General features: G+C 56.2%; 24 protein-coding genes. 9 read left to right on the plus strand and 15 right to left on the minus strand.

All coding sequences use genetic code 11. The features are described from left to right. Nucleotides 1-7: 7 nt before the first annotated feature. The 3 genes from dinF to BM323_RS20100 form a co-directional block, all read right to left on the minus strand. Entirely contained in the window at nucleotides 8-1,330 is a 1,323-nt protein-coding gene (dinF, locus tag BM323_RS20090) for an MATE family efflux transporter DinF (RefSeq protein WP_008109943.1), read from the minus strand. A 137-nt stretch (nucleotides 1,331-1,467) separates the two neighbouring features. Further along, entirely contained in the window at nucleotides 1,468-2,082 is a 615-nt protein-coding gene (gene lexA / locus BM323_RS20095) for a transcriptional repressor LexA (protein ID WP_008109941.1), read from the minus strand. 105 nt (nucleotides 2,083-2,187) lie between these two features. Next, nucleotides 2,188-2,556 carry a diacylglycerol kinase gene (locus BM323_RS20100; RefSeq protein WP_008109938.1) on the minus strand — a complete coding sequence of 123 codons (369 nt, stop codon included), beginning with the start codon at nucleotides 2,554-2,556 and terminating at the stop codon, nucleotides 2,188-2,190. Nucleotides 2,557-2,683: 127 nt separating this feature from the next. On the opposite strand from BM323_RS20100, the gene plsB reads away from it, so the two are divergent. Then, a complete protein-coding gene (gene plsB, locus BM323_RS20105) occupies nucleotides 2,684-5,107 on the plus strand; it encodes a glycerol-3-phosphate 1-O-acyltransferase PlsB (RefSeq protein ID WP_008109937.1) in 2,424 nt (807 codons plus the stop codon). Between the two features lie 378 nt (nucleotides 5,108-5,485). On the opposite strand, the gene ubiA is transcribed toward plsB, so the two are convergent. The 4 genes from ubiA to BM323_RS20125 all read right to left on the minus strand — a co-directional run bounded on the left by ubiA (nucleotide 5,486) and on the right by BM323_RS20125 (nucleotide 8,166). Next, nucleotides 5,486-6,370, minus strand: coding sequence for a 4-hydroxybenzoate octaprenyltransferase (ubiA, locus tag BM323_RS20110; RefSeq protein WP_008109936.1), 885 nt, complete (start codon nucleotides 6,368-6,370; stop codon nucleotides 5,486-5,488). A 6-nt stretch (nucleotides 6,371-6,376) separates the two neighbouring features. Next, the gene (ubiC, locus tag BM323_RS20115) at nucleotides 6,377-6,895 is read right to left on the minus strand and encodes a chorismate lyase (RefSeq protein ID WP_008109935.1); all 519 of its coding nucleotides are present in this window, start codon (nucleotides 6,893-6,895) and stop codon (nucleotides 6,377-6,379) included. Nucleotides 6,896-6,987: 92 nt separating this feature from the next. Next, complete coding sequence (gene psiE / locus BM323_RS20120; RefSeq protein WP_008109934.1) at nucleotides 6,988-7,398, minus strand: phosphate-starvation-inducible protein PsiE; 411 nt, start codon at nucleotides 7,396-7,398, stop codon at nucleotides 6,988-6,990. A gap of 69 nt (nucleotides 7,399-7,467) precedes the next feature. Next, entirely contained in the window at nucleotides 7,468-8,166 is a 699-nt protein-coding gene (locus BM323_RS20125) for a UTRA domain-containing protein (RefSeq protein ID WP_008109933.1), read from the minus strand. A gap of 224 nt (nucleotides 8,167-8,390) precedes the next feature. Between BM323_RS20125 and BM323_RS20130 the strand changes: the two genes are divergently transcribed. From BM323_RS20130 to BM323_RS20155, 6 genes are all read left to right on the plus strand, one after another. Beyond that, nucleotides 8,391-9,452: an ABC transporter substrate-binding protein gene (locus BM323_RS20130; protein WP_008109931.1), complete on the plus strand. Its 1,062-nt coding sequence runs from the start codon at nucleotides 8,391-8,393 to the stop codon at nucleotides 9,450-9,452. Between the two features lie 10 nt (nucleotides 9,453-9,462). Next, complete coding sequence (locus tag BM323_RS20135; protein ID WP_008109929.1) at nucleotides 9,463-10,272, plus strand: alkaline phosphatase family protein; 810 nt, start codon at nucleotides 9,463-9,465, stop codon at nucleotides 10,270-10,272. Next, nucleotides 10,272-11,117: an ABC transporter permease gene (locus BM323_RS20140; protein ID WP_008109927.1), complete on the plus strand. Its 846-nt coding sequence runs from the start codon at nucleotides 10,272-10,274 to the stop codon at nucleotides 11,115-11,117. The genes BM323_RS20135 and BM323_RS20140 overlap by 1 nt, the downstream gene beginning before the upstream one ends. Before the next feature lie 10 nt (nucleotides 11,118-11,127). After that, a complete protein-coding gene (locus BM323_RS20145; RefSeq protein WP_008109925.1) occupies nucleotides 11,128-11,913 on the plus strand; it encodes an ABC transporter permease in 786 nt (261 codons plus the stop codon). A 2-nt stretch (nucleotides 11,914-11,915) separates the two neighbouring features. Beyond that, nucleotides 11,916-12,908 carry an ABC transporter ATP-binding protein gene (locus tag BM323_RS20150; RefSeq protein WP_008109923.1) on the plus strand — a complete coding sequence of 331 codons (993 nt, stop codon included), beginning with the start codon at nucleotides 11,916-11,918 and terminating at the stop codon, nucleotides 12,906-12,908. A gap of 108 nt (nucleotides 12,909-13,016) precedes the next feature. Continuing rightward, entirely contained in the window at nucleotides 13,017-14,642 is a 1,626-nt protein-coding gene (locus tag BM323_RS20155) for a Na/Pi cotransporter family protein (protein ID WP_008109921.1), read from the plus strand. A 43-nt stretch (nucleotides 14,643-14,685) separates the two neighbouring features. On the opposite strand, the gene gntU is transcribed toward BM323_RS20155, so the two are convergent. The 3 genes from gntU to gntR all read right to left on the minus strand — a co-directional run bounded on the left by gntU (nucleotide 14,686) and on the right by gntR (nucleotide 17,703). Further along, nucleotides 14,686-16,026, minus strand: coding sequence for a gluconate transporter (gntU, locus tag BM323_RS20160; protein WP_008109919.1), 1,341 nt, complete (start codon nucleotides 16,024-16,026; stop codon nucleotides 14,686-14,688). 2 nt (nucleotides 16,027-16,028) lie between these two features. Further along, complete coding sequence (gene gntK, locus BM323_RS20165; protein WP_008109916.1) at nucleotides 16,029-16,565, minus strand: gluconokinase; 537 nt, start codon at nucleotides 16,563-16,565, stop codon at nucleotides 16,029-16,031. Between the two features lie 142 nt (nucleotides 16,566-16,707). Next, nucleotides 16,708-17,703: a gluconate operon transcriptional repressor GntR gene (gene gntR, locus BM323_RS20170; protein WP_008109915.1), complete on the minus strand. Its 996-nt coding sequence runs from the start codon at nucleotides 17,701-17,703 to the stop codon at nucleotides 16,708-16,710. Between the two features lie 242 nt (nucleotides 17,704-17,945). On the opposite strand from gntR, the gene BM323_RS20175 reads away from it, so the two are divergent. Continuing rightward, on the plus strand, nucleotides 17,946-19,517 hold the full coding sequence (locus BM323_RS20175; protein ID WP_008109913.1) for an AbgT family transporter: 1,572 nt from the start codon (nucleotides 17,946-17,948) through the stop codon (nucleotides 19,515-19,517). A gap of 461 nt (nucleotides 19,518-19,978) precedes the next feature. Here the strand turns inward: BM323_RS20175 and ggt are convergent, their stop codons facing one another. Continuing rightward, nucleotides 19,979-21,730, minus strand: coding sequence for a gamma-glutamyltransferase (gene ggt / locus BM323_RS20180; RefSeq protein WP_008109912.1), 1,752 nt, complete (start codon nucleotides 21,728-21,730; stop codon nucleotides 19,979-19,981). A 329-nt stretch (nucleotides 21,731-22,059) separates the two neighbouring features. On the opposite strand from ggt, the gene BM323_RS20185 reads away from it, so the two are divergent. Continuing rightward, nucleotides 22,060-22,338, plus strand: a complete 279-nt coding sequence (locus BM323_RS20185; RefSeq protein ID WP_008109910.1) for a DUF2756 domain-containing protein — start codon at nucleotides 22,060-22,062, stop codon at nucleotides 22,336-22,338. Here BM323_RS20185 and ugpQ read toward each other — a convergent pair. From ugpQ to ugpA, 4 genes are read right to left on the minus strand one after another with little or no spacing between them, the layout of a single operon-like run. Next, the gene (ugpQ, locus tag BM323_RS20190) at nucleotides 22,335-23,078 is read right to left on the minus strand and encodes a glycerophosphodiester phosphodiesterase (RefSeq protein WP_008109909.1); all 744 of its coding nucleotides are present in this window, start codon (nucleotides 23,076-23,078) and stop codon (nucleotides 22,335-22,337) included. The genes BM323_RS20185 and ugpQ overlap by 4 nt on opposite strands. Then, on the minus strand, nucleotides 23,075-24,148 hold the full coding sequence (locus tag BM323_RS20195; RefSeq protein WP_008109908.1) for a sn-glycerol-3-phosphate import ATP-binding protein UgpC: 1,074 nt from the start codon (nucleotides 24,146-24,148) through the stop codon (nucleotides 23,075-23,077). Before BM323_RS20195 ends, ugpQ begins: the two co-directional genes overlap by 4 nt. Beyond that, the gene (gene ugpE / locus BM323_RS20200) at nucleotides 24,149-24,994 is read right to left on the minus strand and encodes a sn-glycerol-3-phosphate ABC transporter permease UgpE (protein WP_008109907.1); all 846 of its coding nucleotides are present in this window, start codon (nucleotides 24,992-24,994) and stop codon (nucleotides 24,149-24,151) included. Beyond that, nucleotides 24,991-25,878: a sn-glycerol-3-phosphate ABC transporter permease UgpA gene (ugpA, locus tag BM323_RS20205; RefSeq protein ID WP_008109906.1), complete on the minus strand. Its 888-nt coding sequence runs from the start codon at nucleotides 25,876-25,878 to the stop codon at nucleotides 24,991-24,993. The genes ugpE and ugpA overlap by 4 nt, the downstream gene beginning before the upstream one ends. Between the last annotated feature and the right edge of the window lie 25 nt (nucleotides 25,879-25,903).

Here is a 25,903-nt window from a genome sequence, read left to right on the forward strand (position 1 = left end):
CGCTTATTCAGGCGTTGAACCAGCTATCACGTTGCCAGTGACCGCGCCAGATCAGCCACAGCGTCAGTCCGCGTAGCGCCAGGAACACCGTCACTGCCAGCCATAAACCGTGATTGCCGAGCCACGGCAATGTGAGCAGCGATACACCGTAGCCGAGTGCCGCCATCACCATGCTGTTACGCATCTCACGGCCGCGCGTCGCGCCGATAAACATGCCATCCAGCAGATAACACCAAACGCCAACCAGCGGCATAATCACCTGCCAAATAAGATATCTGTCGGCCATCTCTCGTAGCGCTTCCAGTGACGTCAGCATCGCCACAATCTGCGGACCGGTGAATGCATAAATCAGCGCAAAGATCGCTGCGACGAAGCAAGCCTGGCGGCAAGCCGCATGCCAAATCAGCAACAGCCGACTGCGATCTTTGGCCCCAACAGCTTCACCTGAACAGGCTTCAACCGCGTAGGCAAAACCATCCAGCGCGTATGCGGTAAAAGTGAGGAACATCAACAGCACCGCATTGACCGCCACCACATCCGGACCAATTCGTGCGCCAAGGATAGTGAGCGACGCGAAGCAAATTTGCAGCATTAAAGAACGCAGCATAATGTCGCGATTGAGGCGGAATAGCCGCGCCGCATCGCCGCGCCAGCTACTTTTAAGCAGAGTAAAGTGGATACCGCGCATTTTCAGCACGCGCGCTACCATCCACAAACCCACGCCCAGCGTGACATATTCTGCCAGCGCGGTAGCCGCCGCCGCGCCAGCCACACCCCAATGCAGCTTTAGTACGAACAGCAGATCAAGCAGGATATTCACTAGATTGCCGATGATCAGCAACACCATCGGTGCCCGCGCATATTGGACGCCCAGCAGCCAGCCAAGAATCACCAAATTGGCTAAGGTTGCGGGCGCACTCAGCCAGCGAATCTCAATAAAGATTTTCGCCTGCTGCTGCACTTCCGGGCTGCCGCCCATCAAGGCTGCTGCCAGACTGCTTACAGGCGTTCGCAACACCATAAACAGCACGCCAAAAATTAGCGCAATCAGCAGCGGTTGCGTCAAGGCGCGCGCCAGCGCAGCTTTGTCGTTGGCGCCAAATGCCTGAGCGGTCAATCCGGTGGTGCTCATGCGCAGGAATAGCAGAAGCATAAAGATGAAGCTGGTCGCTGTTGTGCCCACGGCGACGCCCCCGAGATAAATCGGGCTATCGAGATGACCAATAACAGCGGTATCCACCACGCCCAGTAACGGGACGGTGATATTTGACAGGATCATCGGCAGCGCTAGCCGCCAGAGTGTTTTATCTGAAGAGGAAAACAGCTGCATCAGCCCATTCCGTTGTGTGCGGTAATCAGCGTAATGGCGCCAGCGTGAGCCGCAGAAAGAGTCACAGAGAAGTAAAACAGCAGACTGCGGTCAGCGCAAAATTCACACCGCCGCAGTTGGGGAGGATCAGAAACTGATCAGAGCCACTCGCCGTTGCGTACAATCCCGACAGCTAAACCTTCAACAGTTAGTGACTGCTCACGGGTATCAACAACAATCGGTTGGAAATCGGTGTTTTCCGGCAGCAGATGAACAATCGCGCCCTGCTTTTTCCAGCGTTTCACGGTGACTTCATCATCAATGCGCGCCACGACAACCTGGCCGTTACGCACTTCCTGCGTTTTATGCACCGCTAACAGATCGCCATCCATAATGCCGATATCTTTCATCGACATACCGCTTACACGCAGCAGGAAATCGGCACTTGGTTTGAACAGATTAGCATCCACCTGATAGTGGGCTTCAATATGTTCCTGCGCCAGCAGGGGTTCACCGGCAGCGACGCGGCCAATCAGCGGCAGCCCTTCGCTCGGTTCTTCTTCCATTAGCAAACGAATCCCGCGCGATGCGCCGGAAACAATTTCAATTACGCCTTTACGCGCCAGCGCTTTCAGATGCTCTTCAGCAGCATTGGGCGAGCGAAAACCCAGTTGCGCAGCAATTTCCGCACGCGTTGGCGGCATGCCCGTCTGGTTAATATGGTCGCGAATCAGGTCATAGACCTGTTGCTGCCGTGCAGTTAACGCTTTCATCCCGCCCCCTGGTTGTTTATACAGTCGCTGTGAGTATATACAGGTATTCGCGAAATGAAAACCGTAACAGAGGGAAAAATCAGCGGTTTGATGAATCTGGAATCCCTATCTCAAATGCGTCCAGAGCAGCGCGATCCAGACGAACAGAGCCAGTAAGATAGTCAGCAATACGGCGGCCGATCCCATATCTTTGGCGCGGCCCGCGAGCGGATGTTGCTCCTGCCCGATGCGGTCAACCACCGCTTCGATAGCGCTATTAAGGATCTCAACGATGATAACCAACACTACCGAGCCAATCATCAAGATGCGGGAAAGGGTATCTACATCCAGCCAGCAGGCCACGAGAATTGCCACCAGCGCGGCGACAGCTTCCTCCCGAAATGCGGCTTCGTGCTGCCATGCGGCACGCAGGCCCTGCCAGGAATAACCGGCTGCTTTCACTATTCTTACTAAACCGGTGACGTTATTTGCCATGTCTATGGAACCCTTGATCTATTTTGACGTCAATGTGTGGGCAGTATGAGGCGGCAGAGCCACAGACCTTCGCTGCGCTTTCTGGTATGCTTGCCGCGCTTTGCTAACAAGAGGCTTAAAGTTGTCTATGTCAGGTTGGCGTAAACTCTATTACAAATTATTGAATTTACCACTCTCTATTTTGGTAAAAAGTAAGGTCATTCCGACCGATCCCGTCTCTGAACACGGTATCGATCCGACACGTCCGGTGATGTATGTTTTGCCTTATGATTCAAAGGCTGACTTGCTCACGCTGCGTGCTCAATGCCTGAAACATGATCTGCCCGATCCGCTGGCTCCGCTGGAGATCGATGGCACCCTGCTGCCGCGCCACGTGTTTATTCACGATGGTCCGCGCGTGATTCCCTATTTCGTGGCCAATCCCGAATCGGTGAAGCTGTTCCACGATTATCTGGATTTGCACCGCAGTAACCCGCAACTCGACGTGCAAATGCTGCCGGTCGCGGTGATGTTTGGTCGCGCGCCGGGACGTGAAACATCCGGTGAATCCACGCCGCATCTGCGCGTGCTGAATGGTGTGCAGAAGTTCTTCGCCATTTTGTGGCACGGCCGCGACAGCTTTGTCCGCTTCTCGCAAACCGTTTCGCTACGCCAGATGGCGACCGAACACGGCACCGATAAGTCGATTGCGCAGAAGCTGGCTCGCGTGGCGCGTATTCACTTTGCTCGCCAACGTCTGGCTGCGGTCGGCCCGCGTCTGCCTGCACGTCAGGATCTCTTCAACAAGCTTTTACAGTCCAAAGCGATTGAAAAAGCGGTAGAAGATGAAGCGCGCAGCAAAAAGATTTCGCATGAGAAAGCCCAGCAGAACGCCATCGAAATGATGGAAGAAGTGGCGGCCAACTTCTCTTACGAAGCGATTAAAGTCACTGACCGCGTGATGGGCTGGCTGTGGAGCCGCCTGTATCAGGGCATCAACGTGCATGGCGGTGAGCGCGTGCGTCAGCTGGCGCAGGATGGTCATGAGATTGTCTATGTGCCTTGCCACCGCAGCCACATGGATTATCTGCTGCTCTCCTACGTGCTTTATCATCAAGGCCTGGTGCCACCGCACATTGCTGCGGGTATCAACCTGAATTTCTGGCCTGCTGGCCCGATTTTCCGCCGTCTGGGCGCGTTCTTTATTCGTCGTACTTTTAAGGGCAACAAACTCTATTCCACCGTGTTCCGTGAATATCTCGGCGAGCTGTTTAGCCGTGGTTACTCCGTTGAATACTTTGTGGAAGGCGGACGTTCGCGTACCGGCCGTTTGCTGGACCCGAAAACCGGCACCCTGTCGATGACGCTGCAGGCGATGCTGCGCGGCGGCAGTCGCCCGATCACCTTCGTGCCGATTTACATCGGTTACGAGCACGTGATGGAAGTGGGCACGTATGCCAAAGAGCTGCGTGGCGCGGCCAAAGAGAAAGAGAGCTTCCTGCAGATGGTGCGCGGCTTGCGTAAGCTGCGCAATTTGGGCCAAGGCTACGTTAACTTCGGCGAACCGCTGCCGTTGATGAACTACCTGAACAAAAACGTGCCGGAATGGCGTGATGCGATTGATCCTATCGAACCGCAACGCCCTGCGTGGATGACGCCTGCCGTGAATGACATTGCGGCGAAGCTGATGGTACGCATCAACGAAGCCGGTGCAGCCAACGCCATGAACCTGTGCGTGACTGCGCTACTGGCATCACGTCAGCGTTCACTGACCCGCGAACAGCTGATTGAGCAGTTAGAGTGCTACACCCAACTGCTGCGCAACGTGCCGTATTCGCCGGAAGCCACGGTGCCCGATATGAGCGCCGAAGCGCTGCTTGATCACGCGATGGGCATGAACAAGTTCGAGACCGAGCAAGACAGTATTGGCGACATCATCATTTTGCCGCGCGAGCAGGCGGTGCTGATGACCTACTATCGCAACAACATCCATCACATGCTGGTGATGCCATCCCTGATTGCCGCCATCGTGCAGCAACACCGCGAAATCAGCGAAGCAGAGCTGCTGCGCCAGGTTAGCCTGGTTTATCCGATGCTGAAGAGCGAACTGTTCCTGCGCTGGGACAACGCGGAATTGCCTGAGCTGCTCAACGCACTCTGTTCAGAGATGGCACGTCAGGGGCTGATTACCTTGCAGGATGGTCAGCTGAAAATGACACCGGCACGTCACCGTTCGCTGCAACTGTTGGCGGCGGGTATTCGTGAGACGTTACAGCGCTTCGCGATTACCTTCGCCATCCTCAGCGCGAAACCGGCCATCAACCGTGGCACGCTGGAGAAAGAGAGCCGCACGCTGGCTCAGCGTCTTTCTGTGCTGCACGGCATCAACGCGCCAGAGTTCTTTGATAAAGCGGTGTTCACTGCGCTGGTACTTACGCTGCGTGATGAAGGTTATATCAGTGACAAAGGCGATGCCGATGCTGAACGCAGCCATATGATGTGGCAGATGCTGGCGGAGCTGGTAACCAGCGATGTCCGTCTGACGATTGAGAGCGCGGTCACTCACGATTAGTAGGCGACATGAAAACACAAAGGCGCACTTCGGTGCGCCCTGCTAAGTCCTCGCTATTCTCCCACGATCCCTCCTGCCTGATGACTCATCCTGGTCGCCATTCATGGCGACCCTACGAGACTTGTAGCGATGGCGAGTCAAAATTATGACTTGATGGTGCAGCGCGGGTGTTGAGGCGACATCCCAACTCGCTGAACGAGTGAAGGCACCGCGCAGCGGCGAGCTGGGCTGGCGCAAGGCCCGGGAGTGCTGAGGGCGCGGCCAGGCGCTCTCTGCTCGGTCGCCGCACGGAGGTGCTGCAACTGCCTCACCGCAAGGCGAACGAAAGTCGCTCTACGCTTAACTGAACAATATTGCGCTTCAGTGCGCCATTTTCGTTTACAGCAAATCCGCAAACGGCACGGTGCTAAGCAGAATGCCGAGAAACAGCACCATACCCACATAATTGTTATTCAGAAACGCCTGGAAGCAGGGATCGCGCTCGCGCTGGGCAATCAACTTCTGCTGATGCACAAACAAGCCAGCTGCCAGCAGCAGCGACCAGTAAAATGCGCCATTCAGATTGAGCATCATGCCCACCAGCGCCATCAGGCCCAGCGTAGCCAGCTGCAATAAACCGATAATCAGTTTGTCGTAACGACCAAACAGAATAGCTGTCGATTTTACGCCAATCTTTAAATCATCATCGCGATCGACCATCGCGTACTGCGTGTCATAGGCCACCGTCCAGCAGATATTCGCCAGGAACACCAACCAGCAGACCAAAGGTAAGGACTCACTAACTGCCGCCCATCCCATCGGAATCGCCCAGCCAAATGCCGCGCCGAGCACCACCTGCGGCAGATGCGTGTAGCGCTTCATAAACGGATAAACCCACGCCAGCGCCAGGCCGCCAAATGATAGCAAAATGGTCATGGTGTTCATGGTTAGCACCAGCATAAACGCCAGCAAGCCGAGACCGGCGAACAGCAGTTTGGCCTCTTTCTCAGATACCGCGCCGCTGGCCAGCGGACGTGACGCCGTGCGCTTAACGTGACCATCGATTTTGCGGTCAGCGTAGTCATTGATGACGCAGCCGGCAGCACGCATCACGATAACGCCGAGCACAAACACCAGCAGCACCGGCAGCGGTGGAATCGCCATGCCGGAGAGCCACAATGCCCACAGAGTTGGCCACAGCAGTAGCACGGTGCCGATGGGTTTATCGATACGCATCAGGCGGCAGTAAGCCTGCCATTTGGTCATGGGTAAGGTGTTTTGCACAGTGGTTTATCCTTGATCCAGCGCACGATAGAGCGGCGACGCTGGTAAAAACAGTTCAGTTAACAGTAGCGGTTTGCCCGACAAGCGCAGGCGAGAACGGCGTCCCCATAACTCGCCAACCTGACCAGGATCGATAAAATCGCGGCTCAGAGTAGATGAAGAGAACAGATAGCGACCGAGCGGGCGCGTACCGAGCTGTTGCAGCATCTGCTCGGGACCGTTCAGCGTGCTTTCTGGCACCACGGTGCGGCCAATCAGCCAGGGTACGCCATCACCGCACAGCACTATTTCGCGCAGCCAGAAGCGCTGATCGGCGGGCAGAAACTCCGCCTCATCCGTGATCTCATCGGCGCCTATAAACGCTTCGCGGATCAGTTCTACGGTCACTTGCTGACAATGCTGCTCGAAGCGACGCGTCATGGAGTCTTCTTCCATTAACCAGTCAAGTAACGGGGCAGAAAGCTGCGGGGAAGAGGCTGGCAGCCAGTGCAATGCGCGTAACTGGCGCAGCGCGTCATGCGACATCAGGACATCTCCGGAAAAAAAGTTGCCCTAGTTTAACGCAGAGGAGAATGCGTGGCACTGCTGGTTGTGCCACGCGCTAAAAACAGGGTTTATTACTCGCGCTTCAGGCGGTTACTGTTGGCCAGCCACAGCGTCACCACCAGAATCAAAATCGCCGCTGAATAGTAGAGCGTATCAAACGGATTTTTATGGTCGACGATGATCAGGCGAATAATCGCCGTGATGCCGATATAGATGAAGTAACGCAACGGAAAGTGATAGCCAGACTGAAAGTACTTCACAATCAAGGCGATAAATTCGAAGTAGAGGAAATAGATAACGATGCCTTCAATCAGCAGATAGGACGACGTCTGCTCGCCAGTGCTAAACAGCACATTGGCCAGATGAATGGTTTCTTTACCGAGAAACACCACCAGAATAATGGCCAGGATGATCAGACCAATATTCAGCACCCACTGCAGTGCTAAAGAAATGTACTGCCCAACCCCTGTTTTTATTGTCATTTTTTGCGCCTCTCGCTCTCAATTACTCACTGGCGCTATCATGCTGTAGTGTGATCAAAATCACAATATTTATACTTCGACATCCACGCACAGCGCGTCGTAGCGCCAGAACTCGCAGTCGCAATCAATCACGCGCTTGTGCTGATCGCGGTTGATGCGGGTAATCAACAAGCCGGGCGTGCCGCTCGCCACGTTGAGTGCGGGCGCGGCGCGCACCGGTAGCGGTCCCGGCAAAATGGTAAAACGCGCGCCGCCGTAGCGAATCCCGTAGCGCTGGTCATACAGATCGGTCAATGAACGCGTCAGGTCTTCATCCAGCAATCCCGGAAAAAAAGCGGGATTGAGGTAATGCTCGACATACAACACGGCGCGACCGTCAATACGACGCAGGCGGCGAATGCGGTAAACCTTATCGCCTTCAAGCAGTTGCAGATGACGCGCAATCGCCAGTTGTGCCGGTACTTCCCGCGCCTCCAGCACTTCGGTGCTGGCAATGCGCCCTTGCTCGGCGGCCATGGCGTGAAAATGGCTGTGATGTGAAGGGTTGTAGACCAACCGCGGCGGAGCGAGAAACCAGCCGCGACGCAATTCCCGGTAGATAATACCCTGCGCTTCCAGCAAACCCAGCGCCTCACGCAGCGTGATGCGCGTGGTGGAATATTGTTCGCTTAAGCTGCGTTCGGCAGGCAAACGACCGCTGGCAAATTCACCGTTTTCAATGCGTTCCCGCAGCCCTGCCGCAATCACATCCGCCGTTTTCGACAACATTTTTCAGCCTCATTTTGGGGCAAATCTGCACTATGACAGTTCGATGACTACAATGTGACAGAGTACAACCCACGCTTTAGCGCGCTGTAACCGCATGTGGATCGTCGCGCCACACCACATTTCACCACCATGGTCATAAAACCTTCATCTACTCGGGCTACATTGGCTCGGTTCTTGCTGGACTAGACCAAGAAGTCCCACAACATATACCGGGAGAAATCGAGATGAAAGCGTTTATCGCCTCTGTAGTAGCCAGTGCCGTACTGCTTGCGCTGCCTGCCGCGCAAGCCGCAGATAATGACCTCGCCGCGTTAGAAAAAGCCGCGCGCGCCGAAGGCCAAGTTAACAGCGTCGGCATGCCAGATAGCTGGGCCAACTGGAAAGATACCTGGAGTGACCTCAACAGCAAATATGGTCTGAAGCACAGCGACACCGACATGTCCTCTGCGCAGGAACTGGCAAAATTTGATGCAGAGAAAGAGAACGCCAGCGCCGATATTGGTGATGTGGGCGCGGCTTTCGGTCCGATTGCCGTGGCGAAAGGCGTGGCGCAACCCTATAAACCAACGCATTGGGACCAAATCCCGAGCTGGGCGAAAGATCAGGATGGCAACTGGATGCTGGCTTATACCGGCACCATCGCGTTCCTGGTGGATAAGCAGCAGGTTAAAGATGTGCCGCACAGCTGGGCCGATCTGAAGAAAGGTAAGTATGTGGTCACTATCGGTGATGTCGGCACTGCGGCTCAGGCGGCGAACGGCGTATTAGCGGCAAGCTACGCGTTGGGCGGTGACGAGAAGAATGTGAAACCGGCGTTGAGCTTCTTCGGCGATCTGGCGAAAGAAGGCCGCCTTGGCGTGACCGATCCGGTGATTGCCAACATCGAGAAAGGCGAAATTCAGGTGGCTGTAGTGTGGGACTTTAACGGCCTGAACTACCGCGATCAGATCGATAAAAACCGCTACGAAGTGGTGATTCCATCTGATGGTTCCGTGACGTCTGGCTACAGCACCATTATTAACAAATACGCCAAACATCCGAACGCCGCCAAGCTGGCGCGTGAATACATCCTGTCTGATGAAGGTCAGATCAACCTGGCAAAAGGCTATGCGCGTCCGATTCGTGCCGAGCACTTGAAGCTGCCAGCCGACGTGCAGGCCAAGCTGCTGCCGCAGTCTGAGTATAAAAATGCTCGTCCAATCAAAGACCAGGCTGCGTGGGATAAAACCTCGAAAATGCTGCCGCGTCTGTGGCAAGAGAACGTCATCATCAATATGAAGCAGTAAGGAGCGAGGGATGAAAACGATCCTGGTGGTGTTGGATGGGCTGAGTAATCAGGTGGCGCAACACGCAATGGGCTATCTGTTTGCAGAATGCGCGCAGGGCAACGGCCAATATTACACGCTGACCTGCGAGCTGCCTTCGCTGTCGCGCCCGCTGTACGAATGCATTCTCACCGGCATTCCACCGGTGCGCAGCGGCATTATTCATAACGGCGTCAGCCGCTTGAGTAATCAGCGCAGCATCTTCCATTACGCGCGTGCCGCCGGTCTTACCACCGCTGCGGCCGCCTATCACTGGGTGAGTGAGCTCTACAACCAATCCCCGTTCAACTCGGCGCGCGACCGCCACACGGTCGCGCCCGAGCTGCCAATTCAGTATGGCCACTTTTACTGGGATGACGGTTATCCGGATTCCCACCTATTTGAAGACGCAGAAAGCCTGCGTTTGCAGCACGATCCTGACTTCCTGCTGATCCACCCGATGAACATTGACGATGCCGGACACAAGCACAGCTTGTCATCGCCGCAGTATCGCAACCGCGCGCGCATGGCCGATGGTTATCTGTCGCAGTGGATGCCGGGCTGGCTGGCGGCCGGATATCAGGTGATTGTTACCGCCGATCATGGCATGAACGATGACCGCTCGCACGGCGGCATTTTGCCGGAAGAGACGCAGGTGCCGCTGTTCGTGTTTGGCAAAGGCTTCTCGCTGCAGCCGGATCTCCAGCCGCAGCAAACCGAACTGTGCGGCATCGTCTGCACCTTGCTCGGCGTCGAACATGACAAACCGGTTTGTCATGCGTTACTGGCGGAGCCGCAGTAATGAAGGGCAAAACGCTCGCTGCGCTATTGCTGCTGCCGTTTGCGCTGTTTTGGGTGGCATTCCAGCTCGCGCCGCTGTTGTGGATTGCCATCAACAGCTTCTGGAGCGACATCAATGAGCGCTGGGGCTTCGATAATTACAGCGACATCCTCACCTCGCCGTTCTATTTGCAGGCATTTCGCCTGTCGCTGGATATCTCCATCTGGTCGAGCATCTACGGCCTGCTGATCTCGCTGGTTGCTGGATATTCGCTACATCGCCTCGGCAGCGGCCGTTTTCAGCGCTTTTTGATGTCATTTACCAACATGACCAGCAACTTCGCCGGCGTGCCGCTGGCATTTGCCTTTGTGATTCTGCTCGGTTTGAACGGTTGTCTGACGCTGCTGCTGCGCCATTATGGCGTGCTGGAGGGCTTCAAACTGTTCTCGCGTGACGGCATGGTGCTGGTTTACACCTGGTTCCAAATCCCGCTCGGCATTTTGCTGCTCTATCCGGCGTTTGATGGCCTGCGACAGGATTGGCAAGAGTCCGCCGCGCTGCTGGGTGCAGGCCGCTGGCGCTATTGGTGGCACATCGGTTTGCCGATTTTGTTCCCGGCGCTGCTTGGGACTTTTGTGATTCTGCTCGCCAATGCGCTCGGCGCTTACGCCACCATTTACGCGCTCACCACCGGCAACTTTAACGTGGTGCCGGTGCGCATTGCTGCGCTGGTATCTGGCGATATCTCACTTGATCCCAATACTGGCGGCGCGCTGGCGATGCTGCTGGTGCTGATTATGGCGCTGATTACCGTGGTGCAGCAGTATCTGGTGCGTCGCAGCTATCTCAACGCCAAACCTTCCTGAGGAGCCAACCTTGTCGCGCGCGGAAAAACTTTACCATCGCCTGATTGTCTGGCTGTTGCTGGGCATTTTAGCCGCGCCGCTGCTGGCGACGCTGCTGTACGGCATCTCCACCAGCTGGAGCGATACCATTCTGCCGCAGGGCTTTACGCTGAAGTGGCTCACCGCATTATGGAGCGATCCGCGATTCCTGACCGCGCTCGGTCATTCGCTGCTGGTTTGCTTCGGTGCGCTGCTGTTCTCGCTGGTGCTGGTGCTGCCTGCCATGTTTGTGATCGCTTACTACTACCCGAAACTGGATGCGGTAATGAACGTGCTGATCCTGATGCCATTCGCCGTGCCGCCGGTGGTTTCGTCGGTCGGCCTGCTGCAGCTCTATTCGTCGTCGCCGCTGATGCTGACCGGCACACCGTGGATTTTGATCGGCTGCTACTTCACCATCGCCTTGCCGTTTATCTATCGCGCCATCTCCAACAATATGCAGGCCATCAATCTGAAAGAGCTGATTGATGCCGCCCAGCTGCTCGGCGCCAGTACCTGGCAAGCAGCGCTGTTTGTGGTGCTGCCGAACCTGCGCAAAGGCGTGTTTATCGCGGTGCTGCTTTCCTTCTCCTTCCTGATTGGCGAGTTTGTCTTCGCCAATATGCTGGTCGGCACCCGCTATGAAACCTTGCAGGTTTATCTGTTTAACATGCGCAACGGCAGCGGCCACTTTACCAGCGCGCTGGTGATCTCCTATTTTGCCGTCGTCCTGCTGGTCACCTGGCTGGCGAATGCCCTCAATCCTGAACGAGGCTGACCATGAGTTATTTAAGCGTCACCCAGCTGAATAAAAGCTACGGCCCAACCGCTATTTTTGAAAATATCGATTTCAGCGCCGAAGAAGGCGAATTTGTCACGCTGCTCGGCCCCAGCGGCTGCGGCAAATCCACGCTGCTGCGCTGCATCGCCGGATTGACCGAAGTCGATAGCGGCAAAGTGCTGCTGCAAGGTCAGGATATCGTGCCGCTGCCGCCGCAGAAGCGCACCATTGGCATGGTGTTTCAGAGCTACGCGCTGTTCCCGAATATGACGGTTGAGAAGAACGTGGCGTTTGGCCTGAAGATGCAGAAACTGGCGAGCGGCGAGATTCAAAAACGCGTGATGGAAGTGCTGGCGCTGGTGGAACTCACCGAGTTCGCGCGGCGTTATCCGCATCAGCTCTCTGGCGGACAGTGTCAGCGCGTGGCGCTGGCGCGTTCGCTGGTGACGCGTCCACGCTTGCTGCTGCTGGATGAACCGCTGTCGGCGCTGGATGCGCGCATTCGTCGCCATCTGCGCGAGCAAATCCGCAATATTCAGCGCGAGCTGAAACTCACCACCCTGTTCGTCACCCACGATCAGGAAGAGGCGCTGACCATGTCCGATCGCATCGTGTTGATGAATCGGGGCAAGATCGTGCAGAACGGCAACGCGGAAATGCTCTATACCCAACCGGCCGATCTGTTCGCCGCTGGCTTCATTGGCAACTACAACCTGTTGAGCGCGGAACAGGCAACGCAGCTAACCGGACAAACTTTCAGCGGCCAGGTAGCGATTCGCCCCGAGTCAATCCAGCTATGCGCGCCGCAGGCTGGCATTCCCGCCACCATCCTCAGCCACAGCTTGCTTGGCAACGTGATTCGCTATCGGGTGCGCGCGCAAAACGTGGAGCTCTCAGTTGATGTACTCAACCGCAGCGTGGCAGATTTGCATCCCGCTGGCATGCAGATTGGGCTACAGTTAGAGATGTCGACGTTGCGCCAGGTTGCTTAATTTAAACGAAAAAAGGCGACACAACGCGGCGAAGGTTTTACCGGTTGTGCTCACCGTCAGGCTGGCAATCGGTGCTGTTTGAGCCTGACGGATGAGGAGCCTCTATACGTGTTAACTCTGCTTAATTTACTCTCTGCCGTTGCGCTGCTGGTGTGGGGAACACACATTGTGCGAACCGGCATCATGCGCGTTTACGGTGCCGATCTGCGTCGTGTACTTAGCCGCAGCGTTGAAAAAAAACCGATGGCGTTTCTTGCCGGCATTGGCGTGACAGCGCTGGTGCAGAGCAGTAACGCCACCACGCTGCTGGTTACCTCCTTTGTTGCCCAGAATCTGGTAAGCCTGACACCCGCGCTGGTAGTGGTATTGGGCGCGGATGTCGGGACCGCGATCATGGCGCGTATCCTGACCTTCGATCTGTCATGGCTGTCGCCGCTGTTTATCTTCTTTGGCGTGGTGTTCTTCCTCAGCCGCAAGCAAACGCGCGTTGGGCAGCTGGGCCGCGCCAGTATCGGGCTCGGGCTGATTCTGCTGGCGCTGCAGCTGATTGTGGCGGCCGCCAAACCGATCACCCAGGCGGCAGGCGTTCAGGTGCTGTTCTCGACGCTAACCGGCGATGTGATGCTCGATGCGCTGATTGGCGCGGTGTTCGCCATCATCAGTTACTCCAGCCTTGCGGCGGTACTGATTACCGCCACGCTGACCGCCACCGGCGTGATCTCCTTCAAAGTGGCGCTCTGTCTGGTGATTGGTGCCAACCTCGGCAGCGGCTTGCTGGCGATGATCAACGCCAGCGGCTCTAACGCGGCGGGCAAACGCGTCGCGCTCGGCAGCCTGCTGTTTAAGCTGATTGGCAGCATCGCGATTTTGCCGTTCGTCAATGTGGTCGCCGACGTGCTGGATAAAATGCCGGTCAACGATGAAGAGCTGGTGATCTTCTTCCACGTGTTCTACAACCTGATCCGCTGCTTAGTCATGGTGCCGTTTGCCGATCCGATGGCGCGCCTGTGCCGCCGTATGATCGCCGATGATCCTGAAAACGAAACGCACCTGAAACCTAAACACCTCGACAGCAGCGCGCTGGATACGCCCGCATTAGCACTGGCTAACGCTTCGCGTGAAACGCTGCGCATCGGCGATGTGGTCGAGCAGATGATTGAGTCATTCAATAAAGTGGTACATGGCGACCTGCGCGAAGAGCGCGCGGTGCGGCGGCTGGATGATGATGTGGATGTGCTTTACACCGCGATCAAACTCTATCTGGCGCGCATGCCGAAAGAGGATTTGCCGGAGGATGATTCACGCCGCTGGGCGGAGATCATTGAGATGGCGCTCAACCTTGAACAGGCGGGCGACATTATCGAACGCATGTGTGCCGACGTGGCGGATAAGTCGCTGACCGCGCGGCGCGCCTTCTCAGCGGAGGGATTGGAGGAGCTGCAAACCTTGCAGGAGCAGGTGCTGTATAACCTGCGGCTGAGTTTGTCGGTGTTTCTGTCGCACGATGTCACCAGCGCCAAACGCCTGCGCCGCTCCAAGCATCGCTTCCGCATCCTGATTCGCCGTTTCTCGCACGCGCATGTTGAGCGTTTGCATCTGCAGAACGTGCAAAGCATCGAAACCAGCTCGCTGCATCTGGGTTTGCTGGGCGATATGAAGCGTTTGAATTCGCTGTTCTGCGCCGTGGCGTACACGGTTTTAGATCAACCGGATGACGAGCGGGAAGAGGATTAAATGTCGTTTCGTAGGGTCGCCATTGATGGCGACCCTACCAAATTTACGACAACAAACTAAACGCAATCATGCCAACAATCGCGCCGGTGGTGCCCAGAATGGTTTCCATCAGCGTCCATGTCTTCAGCGTTTCGGCTTCGGTGGCGCCGGTAAAGCGGCCAAACAGCCAGAAACCGGCATCATTCACGTGACTGATAATGATCGAGCCGCCGCCGATACAGATCGACAGTGCAGCCAGCTGCGCGCCGCTGTAGTGCAGCGGTTCAATCACCGGCATCACTAAACCAACGGTAGTTAAACACGCCACGGTGGCCGAACCCTGAATCACGCGAATCGCGCCAGAAAGGATGAAGCACGCCAGCGCAATCGGCATGCCCGCGCCGGTCAACGCATGTCCTAACACCGGGCCAACGCCCGAATCCACCAGCACCTGCTTAAACACGCCGCCCGCACCAATCACCAGCAGAATAATCCCCGCCGGTTGCAGCGCGCTGCCGCACACCTGCATCACCTTCTCTTTATCCATGCCCTGACGATACGCCAGGCCATAAATCGCCACCAGACAGGCCAGCAGAATCGCGGTGAACGGATGGCCGATAAACTCCAGCCACTCATACAGATGAGAACCCGGCGTGGTGAAGCGTGCGCCGATGGTTTTCAGGCCCACCAGCAGCAGCGGGAACAGAATCAGCGCCAGGCTAAAGCCAAACGACGGCAGTTTGCCCTCTTCCACTTCCGGCTGATGATCTTCCGGTGGCGCGCTAAAGCTAACGTGACGCGCGATAAAGTTACCAAACAGTGGACCGGCAATCAGCATGCCCGGAATCGCCGCACACAGACCCAGCAGAATCATCCAGCCAAAATCGGCGTGCATCTGCGCAGCCAGCAGCATCGGCGCGGGTCCCGGCAGCAGGAACGCGGCGGAAGCGGCAACACCGGCAAACAGCGGGATCACCAGCTTCACTAAATTACCTTTAGTGCGACGCGCCACGGCGAACGCAATGCTGATCAGCAACACCACCGCCACTTCGAAAAACAGCGGCAATGCACAGATCAATCCGGCGACGCCCATCGCATAGTGCGCGCGGCTTTCACCAAAGGTTTTCAACATGCGGATGGCGATCTGATCAACGGCGCCGGTTTCATGCAGGATCTTGCCGAACATCGCGCCCAATGCCACCACAATGGCGAGAAAGCCGAGCGTTCCGCCCATGCCTTTTTCCATGGTTTCAGCGATCTTATCGAGCGGCATGCCGGAGAACAGACCGGCACCAATAGAGACTAACATCAGGGCAACAAAGGCGTGCATACGCGCTTTCATCACCAAAAACAGCAGCAGCAGGACAGAGCCTGCTGCGGTTAACACTAGCGTTGCGGTACTCATGACTAACCCTTGTTGATTGCACCCTCAATGGTCGCAACCGTGGCCGCAACTACCTCATCCAGTGAATGATTGATATCAACCACCAGTACATCGGGCTCATCCGCGCCGGGTTCCTGCAGCGTGGCGAACTGCGTCACCAACATCTGAGGTTTGAAGAAGTGGCCTTTACGCGCTTTCAGGCGGGATTCGATGGTTTCGAAGTCGCCCTGCAAATAGATAAATTTCAGGTTCTCGTTGCCCTGACGCAGGATGTCGCGATAGGACTTTTTCAGCGCCGAACAGACGATGATGGAGATCTCCTGCGTACGCTGCATGGCAAATGCCGCATCATTCAGCGCCTGCAGCCACGGCTGGCGATCTGTGTCGTCCAGCGGATGACCGTCGGCCATTTTCATGATGTTGCTGCGCGGATGGAGAAAATCTCCATCGAGGAATGCAGTGTTTAACTGATGAGATACCTGATTGGCGACGGCAGATTTTCCGCTGCCGGAAACGCCCATCAGGATAAAGACGTGGTGCGATGGAGATGGCGTAGTCATTGTTTTGCGCTCCGGCAGTGAATTCTGCCCAATGTTACCGATAACAAATCGAGTTGCCATTGTCAGAGCCCACTGAAAGGCTGGCAACCCTTCTCAGGCGGAAAAGCACGAAAGTGTGAACTGACTCAAAAAATCGCCAAAATCAGATGCTGTCACCTTCGGAGATTTCAAAGCCAACATCCAGCGGTTGTGTCATCCTGCGATCGCCGCCAATACGCGCCAGCAGCATCGCTGCCGATTCGCGTCCCATACGCTCGCGCGGCGTTAACACCGTGGCGAGGCGCGGATTCACCACTTGCGTGATGTCGTGGCCGTGGAATCCGGCAATCGCCATCTGCTCCGGCACACGCAATCCCTGACGCTGACACTCAAACATCGCGCCCACCGCCAGGTCATCGTTGGTACAAAACAGGCTGTCGGTTTCGGGATAACGCTTTTGCGCTTCGCACAGCAGTTGCGCGCCGGCGCTGAACGAGGAGGCATCCTCCATCATCACGCTATGTGGCGTGAGCCCCGCTTCGCGCATCGCTTTTTCGTAGCCCTGCTGCTTCTGCAAGGTACGTTCATCAAGGCGCGCGCCGAGATAAACCGTGTGGCGATGGCCTTTTTTCAGAATAGCATGCGTCATCTGCCGCGCGGCTTCGACGTTATCGAAGCCCACCGCCATATCGAGGCACGGCGTTACTGAATCCATCATCTCAATCACCGGAATGCCCGCCACTTCCAGCATGCGCAGCGTGCCTGGCGTATGGGTGCGTTCGGTGAGGATCACGCCATCGATGTTCCAGCCGAGCAGCGAGCGCAGCTGCAATTCCTCTTTCTGCGCGTTATAGCCAAAGTGCGCCACCAGCGTTTGATAACCCGCTTCGTCGGTAACGGCTTCGATCCCGCGCAAAACGTCGGCGAAAACCTGGTTAGTCAGCGAAGGCAGCAGCACGCCGATGGCGCGGCTCGTGGCGTTAGAGAGCATATCGGGCGCGCGATTGGGGATGTAACCGAGCTCATCCAGCGCCACGGCGATCTTATCGCGCAGCGCCACCGAGACCTGATCCGGGTTGCGCAGGTAGCGGCTGACGGTCATTTTTGTGATGCCGACGCGATCGGCAACGTCCTGTAATACCGGTCTTTTCTTCTTCATCGTATGCGCCTGAGATCGGAGATAACCCGAGTTTATCATTTTTTGTCAGGTTAAGGTTTTGCGGGAAATCGGTCGCCATTAATGGCGACCTTACGGTTATACGGCGGGGGTTTTGTAGGGTGCGCATTCATGCGCACCAGGCTTCTCGTTACTTCCGAGAATGGTCTTGTAGCTAACCTGGAAGAGAACAAAGAGCATCGGCAGTCCTGCACATTAGACTAAATGACAAAACAAGGATCATTATGACGGACCATTCTTCTACACCAGCCAAACGCCCGATTGAGCGTTTTCTTAACACCGTTGAGTGGCTAGGAAACTTATTACCGCATCCGATTACGCTCTTTGCGCTGTTTGCATTGTTCATCATCGTCGCCTCCGCAATTGCCTCCGCATTCGGCGTCAGCGTTATCGATCCGCGCCCGGTGGGTGCGGCAGGCCGTGCACCGGATGGTGTGATTCACGTGGTTAGCCTGATGAGTGCCGATGGTTTGCAACGCATCGTCAGCCATCTGGTCACCAACTTCACCGGCTTTGCGCCGCTCGGCACCGTGCTGGTTGCGCTGCTCGGCGTGGGGATTGCCGAGCATTCAGGGCTGCTCTCGGCAGCGATGCGCGCGCTGGTGTTTAACGCTCCGAAAAAGCTCATCACTTTCACCATCGTCTTCGCCGGTATCGTATCCAATACCGCTTCTGAGTTGGGCTATGTGGTGCTGATTCCGTTGGCGGCGATGATTTTCCACTCATTGGGCCGTCACCCATTAGCGGGCCTGGCGGCGGCGTTTGCCGGTGTTTCCGGTGGCTACAGCGCCAACTTGCTGCTTGGCACCATTGATCCGCTGCTCTCTGGCATCACCCAAAGCGCCGCACAGATTATCGATCCTAACTACCATGTTGGCCCGGAAATGAACTGGTACTTCATGTTTGTCAGTACCTTCGTGATTTCCATTCTTGGCACCTGGATCACTAACAGCATTGTCGAACCCAAACTAGGCAAGTATCAGGACAGCGAAGGCGAGGCGGTGCGGGGCGATATGGGCGCGCTATCGGCAGAAGAACGTCGAGCGCTGAAAGGCGCAGGCTGGGCGGTTCTCGGCGTTACGCTGCTGCTGATTCTGACCGTGATTCCAGGCTATGGCGTGTTGCTCAACCCGAAAACCGGCACGCTGGCGGGCTCGCCATTCCTGAAAGGCATTGTGGTGTTTATCTTTGTCTTCTTCGCCATTCCCGGCATGGTTTATGGCCGTATGATTGGCAATATGCGCAACGATCGCGACGTGATCAACGCCATGTCTGCCAGCATGAGCAGCATGGGCATGTACATCGTGCTGGTGTTCTTTGCTGCGCAGTTCGTGGCGTTCTTTAACTGGAGTAACTTCGGTACCGTGGTGGCGGTGAAAGGTGCAACGCTGCTGGCGTCACTGGATATGGGCGCGCCGCTGCTGTTTGTCTGCTTCATCATGATCTGCGGCTTTATCAACCTGATGATTGGCTCCGCCTCGGCGCAATGGGCGGTTACCGCCCCGATTTTCGTACCGATGTTAATGCTGGTCGGCTTTGCGCCGGAAGTGATTCAGGCGGCTTATCGCATTGGTGATTCGGTAACCAACGTGATTACGCCAATGATGAGTTACTTTGGTCTGATTATGGCGGTGGCGGCGCGCTATCGCCGCGACATGGGCATTGGAACGCTGGTGGCGATGATGTTGCCGTATTCGGTGGTGTTTATGATTGGCTGGACGCTGCTGTTTGTTCTGTGGGTGTTTGTCTTCAACCTGCCGGTCGGGCCCGGTGCAGCAACCTGGTACACCCTGTAAAAGGCAAAAAAAAAGCCAGCACCCGAGCTGGCTAAATAATACTTGGAAGCAATGTGAGCAATGTCGTGCTTACCCGGTTGTCAGGAGACGTTTCCGAGCTCGCATGACAATAATAATCATTATCATTCGCGTCTGTAAAGTATTTTTGCGGATTATTTTGCGTTGACGAACGATGTGAATTCCTTGATGTTAAAGGGGATTTATTCCATTTTGCACCTCGCTTCTGTAGGGTGCGCATTAATGCGCACCTGGAAACCAGGTCGCCATAAATGGCGACCCTACAAATGTGGTGATCAACATGCCGCGCTCAAATCGTCTACTAAACGCCCACATCAATTTCACATGCTGGCCTGTAGCTTCCAACGCTTGAAAGGTTGATGTGAATTCGCCGGTTGCTCGTAGGGTGCGCATTCATGCGCACCTGGAAATCAGGTCGCCATGAATGGCGACCCTACAAGTGATTAGTAACCAGCGCTCAAATCATCCACCGAGCGCGGATCCGATGCGCCATAGCGCGTGCCATCCGGCCCAATCATAATGCTCTGCGTGCTGCCCATTGCCGGCATCACTTTCACATGCTGGCCTTTGGCTTCCAGCAGGCGCAGCGTATCCGGGCTGAAGCCTTTTTCCACGCGCAGCTGATCGGGCAACCATTGATGATGGAAGCGCGGTGCGTTGGTCGCTTCCGCAACGTTCATACCAAAATCGATGCTGTTCACCACCATTTGCAGCACGGTGGTGATAATGCGGCTGCCGCCTGGGCTGCCGGTTACCAGCCAGGTTTTACCGTCTTTAGCCACGATGGTTGGCGACATCGATGACAGCGGGCGTTTGGCCGGTTGCACCGCATTCGCCTCGCCACCAACTAAGCCGTAGACGTTGGGCGTGCCCGGTTTGGCCGAGAAATCATCCATTTCATTGTTCATCAAGATGCCGCTTTTTCCGGCGACAATGCCGCTGCCGAAGTAGGTATTCAGCGTGTAGGTTACCGCGACCGCGTTGCCATCTTTATCCACCACCGAGAAGTGCGTGGTTTGATTGCTTTCATACGGCGCCAGTTTGCCCGGCTTGATCTCGCTGGATGGACGCGCTTTGTTGACGTCAATCTGCTGCGCCAGGGTTTTGGCGTAGGCTTTGCTGGTCAGCGCCTGCTGCGGCACTTTAACGAAGTCAGGATCGCCAAGGTATTCCGAACGGTCGGCATACGCGTATTTTTCCGCTTCCGCCATCACCTGCATCGCATCGGCGCTGCCAAAGCCAAACTTCGCGAGGTCGAAGTTTTCCAGGATATTGAGGATCTGCACGATGTGAATCCCGCCGGACGATGGCGGCGGCATGGAGAACACTTCGTAGCCGCGATAAGTGCCGCTCACCGGTTTGCGTTCTACCGCGCGATAAGCCGCCAGATCAGGCTTGCCGATCAGGCCGCCGTGCTGCGTCATTTCACCGGCAATTTCATCGGCGATTTTGCCCTTATAGAACGCATCCGGACCTTGCTGGGCGATCAACTGCAGGCTATGTGCGAGGTTTTTCTGCACCAGACGTTCGCCCTTCTGGTACGGCTTACCGTCGGCTTTGTAGAAAATCGCGCGGCTGTTGTCGTGATTGATCAGCGTCTCTTTGCCGTAGGTGGCGAGATCGTCGGCCAGCGCATCGTTCACCACGATGCCGTCGCGCGCCAGTTTAATGGCGGGCGCCAGTAATTTGCTCAGCGGCAAGGTACCGTATTTCTGTGCCGCCAGCGCAAAACCGGCCACGGTGCCCGGCGTGCCTGAAGCTAAGTGAGAAGTGAGTGACAACTTACTATCAGCATTGCCCTGCTTATCGAGAAACATATCGCGTGATGCGCGCGCCGGTGCCATTTCGCGGAAGTCGATGGCGGTGGTACGTCCGGATGCGGTGCGCAGCAGCATAAAGCCCCCGCCGCCGAGGTTACCGGCCTGCGGATGCGTTACCGCCAGCGCGAAACCCACCGCTACAGCCGCATCCACTGCGTTACCGCCCTGCTTAAGAATATCGACGCCAACTTCCGTCGCCATCGCATCCACCGATGCCACCATGCCATGTTTGGCTTTTACCGGGTGAAAGGTATCGCTATCAACACCATACGAAACCGGCGGCGCGTTGGCGGGTGCAGCTTGTGCGCCCTGCACCACGGTAAAACTCATCAATAATGCCCAGCCGAACTGCCGCACGTTGCCCTGTATCCTCATCCTGCCACCATCCTTTTAAAGTTATTTATACCCTTCATACTTCAAGGTGCAGATGCGTTGGCTGCTCTCGTTCACCCGAATCACTTACTTGTGTAAGCTCATCGGGACTCTCTCGTTTGCCGCCTTCCTGCGCCTTGAATTATTTTGGGTATCCATTTGTTATTTATTGATGCAAGTGTTTGCAAACACGGTAAAAAGCGTAGCAGTAAGCTAAATTCGGCGCACTCCTGGATCATAGGTTTGTGATATCGCATAAACTTATGGCTGCAGCGCGTGTTGCCACATTGGCAGCATTAGCACACAGCAGGCTGCATGAATGGAGGAAGACCATGAACAAATGGCTAATTGTGATCGCAGCATTGCTGCCGTTAAGCAGCATGGCAAATACGTTGAACAGCACCAACGACCCGAACAAACCCGGCTATAACCCGAGCCAGCAGCGGATGCAGTCGCAGATGCAGAGTCAGCAGCAACAGCAGAAGCTCAAGTTACTGCAGAGTCAGCAGCAGCAAAGTCAGGATGTACAGCGCAAGGTGCAGGAACAGCGGGATAGCGCCCAGCAGCGCGTGATTCAGTCGCAGCCGGGCCAGAATCAGCAGCAGAACTAACGGAAGTCGGGCCCGATAATATCGATGCGGTCGGTGCAGATAGCATCGACGCCCCAACTCAACAGCTCGCGCGCCCGCGCGGGCTGATTCACGGTATACACCAAAATATGCAGACCGGCGGCTTTTAGCTGCGCGGTGCGTTCGGCGTCGAGTAATTTGTGGTTCAGATGGATCGACACGCAATCCAGACGCGAAGTCAGCGCCTGCCAATCGTCGTGCCATTCATCCAGCAGCAAACCGCGCGGCAGTTCCGGCGCCGCTTCCATTGCCGCTTCCAGCGCGGCGTAAGAAAACGAGGAAAGCAGCGGCGCGGTTTGTCCTTGCCACAGTTCGCGTGCGGCCAGCGCCACATTGCGGCCGGTTTCCACATCCTGCCCAGTGGTGGGTTTGATCTCGATATTCGCCATCATCTGATGCTGGCGGCAACGTTCGGCCACTTCACTCAGCAGCGCCAGCGGTTCGCCTTCGTAATCGCGGCTAAACCAGCCGCCGGCATCCAGCTGTGACAGCTTATGCCACGACAGCGCGCCTGCCACGCCCCAACCGTTGCTGGTGCGATCCAGCGTGTCGTCATGCAGCAGGAAAATCTGCTTATCTTCCGACAGCTTGGCATCAAATTCGATCATGGTGTGACCGTGCTGCGCGCCGACATCAATCGCCGCGAGGGTATTTTCCGGAGCCAGTTTGCCGCCGCCGCGATGCGCGACAATGTGCGGATAAGGCCAGTTATGTTGACTCATTCCAGACGCTTTCCATAGGTTGAATCGAAGAAGTGTAACGCATCTGACGGCAGATGCAGCCACAAGGTGCTGCCCGCCTGCGGGCGCTCGCTGTGCGGCAAACGTACTACCATGCGTGCATTACCGATGCGGCCGTGCGCCAGATTATCCGCGCCCAGCATCTCCAGCGTCTCCACCACCAGCGGAATACCGCCCGCGTCGCGGCTGCTAAGCTTGATGTGTTCGGGACGAATGCCGAGCGTCAGCGGACGATTGGCCCATTTGGCTTTGCTCTCGCCCAGCAGCAAGCTGTTGAGCGCATCCAGCGTGAAACGCGTGCCGTCGCTGCTGATTTGTCCTGGCAGCAAATTCATGGCGGGCGCGCCAATAAACGAGGCAACAAACTGGCTGGCCGGACGCTCGTAAACTTCCACTGGCGTGCCCACCTGCTCGACCACGCCTTTGTTCATTACCATCACGCGCTGCGCTAGCGTCATCGCTTCCACCTGATCGTGCGTCACGTAAATGCTGGTGGTTTTCAGGCGGCGATGCAGCTGTTGCAGCTCAAGGCGCATCTGCACGCGCAAACGCGCATCCAGATTCGACAGCGGTTCATCAAACAGGAAGACAGCCGGTTCACGCACGATAGCGCGCCCCATCGCCACACGCTGACGCTGTCCGCCCGACAGCTCACGCGGGCGGCGATGCAGCAGATGATCCAGTTCGAGGCTTCGTGCCGCTTCCATTACGCGTTGATCGATCTGCACTTTGCCCATGCCGCGAATTTTCAGGCCATACGCCATGTTTTCGCCCACCGTCATATGCGGATAGAGCGCGTAGTTCTGGAATACCATGGCGATGCCGCGATCTTTCGGTTCCATGTTGGTGACGCGTTTGTCGTCGATATAGATATCGCCCGACGATACGCGCTCAAGGCCCGCCACCATGCGGAGCAGCGTCGATTTACCGCAGCCGGAAGGGCCGACCATCACCATAAATTCGCCATCGTTAATGGTGATATTCAGTGGCTGAATGATCTGATTTTTGCCGTCATACGATTTGGTAACGGTCTGAAGGGTTACGCCTGCCATTTATTTATCACTCTCTACCAGGCCACGCACAAACGCACGTTGCATCACGAGTACCACCACCACCGGTGGAATCAGGGTTAATAACATTGCCGCCATCACTTCATTCCACTGCGTCGGCCCGCCGCTGCTGTTGATCATGCTTTTCACTCCGGCGACGGCGGTGCTGAGGCTGGCATCGTTGATGATCAGCAGCGGCCACAGATATTGGTTCCAGCCGTAGATAAAGGTGATCACGAAGAGCGCGGCGAGATTGGTTTTGGACAGCGGTAACACGATGTCCCAGAAGAAGCGCATCGGGCTGGCGCCGTCGATACGTGCCGCTTCAATCAGCTCGTCCGGCAGCGACATAAAGAACTGACGGAACAGGAAAGTAGCGGTAGCCGACGCCATCAGCGGCAGCGTTAAGCCGCTGTAGCTATCAAGCATATTCAGCGTCGAAATCACTTCCACCGTCGGGAAAATACGTACTTCGACCGGCAGCATCAGGGTGATGAAAATCAGCCAGAAAAACAGCGAGCGCAGCGGGAAGCGGAACCACACCAGCGCGAAGGCGGAGAGCATCGAGACGCTGATTTTGCCGATGGTGATGCCGAGCGCCATCAGCAGGCTGTTGAGCATCATCATGCCAAATGCTGGACCGCTGCCATTCACGCCGTGCGTCCAGATGCGCGAGATGTTCTCCCACAAATGCGTGCCCGGCAGCAGCGTCATTGGCACCTGATACACCGCCTCGTTATCCAGCGTTGCCGCGACGAAAGCGATGTAGAGCGGGAATAGAATGGTCAGCACGCCCAGCACCAGCAAGGTATGGCTGAAGATGTCCAGCCCGCGTCGATTCTCAATCATTGGTATTGCACCTTACGCTCGACAAAGCGGAATTGCAGGATAGTCAGGCCAATCACCAGCAGCATCAGCACCACCGATTGCGCGGCGGAGGAAGAGAGATCCAGCCCGGTGAAGCCTTCGCGATAAATTTTGTAGATCAGCGTGGTGGTGGCCTGCACCGGACCACCGCCGGTGGCGGCATCGATCACCGGGAAGGTATCGAAGAAGGCGTACACCAGATTGACCACCAGCAGGAAAAAACTCACCGGCGTGATCAGCGGCAGGGACAAATTGAAGAAGCGACGCACCGGACCGGCGCCATCGATCGCCGCTGCTTCCACCAGCGATTTGGGAATCGACTGCAGCGCGGCGAAGAAAAACAGGAAGTTGTAGCTCATTTGCTGCCAGATCGACGCTAATACAATCAGGAACATCGCCTGACCGCTGTTTTGCGCGTAGTTCCAGTTGTAGCCCATTTGGTTCAGCAAATGGCTGAACAAACCGAGGCCCGGATTGAACAGGAACATCCACAGCACCGCCGCCACCACCGGCGCCACCGCGTAGGGCAGCAGCAGCAAGGTTTGATAAAGCTTGCGCAGGCGAATTACGTAATCGACCAGCGCCGCCAGCAGCAGGGAAAAGGTCATGCCGCAAATCGTCACCAGCGCACTGAACTCGATGGTTGTCCAGAAGGAGGCCAGATAGTATTCGTCGCTGAACAGGCGTTTAAAGTTTGCCAGCCCAACGAAGGTGCTGGAGATGCCAAAAGGATCAATGCTTTGCAGCGAATACCACAAGGCTTCACCGGCTGGCCACAAGAAGAAGATGGCCGTAATCACCAGTTGCGGCAGCAGCAGCAAATAGGGCAGAAAACGGGAGCGAAATACCGGGCGCGATGAGGACATAGCAGGCTCAATCAAAGAAAAAAAT

Origin of the sequence: Pantoea sp. YR525 (assembly GCF_900116775.1) — a bacterium.
In the GTDB taxonomy this organism is placed as follows: Bacteria; Pseudomonadota; Gammaproteobacteria; order Enterobacterales; family Enterobacteriaceae; genus Pantoea; species Pantoea symbiotica.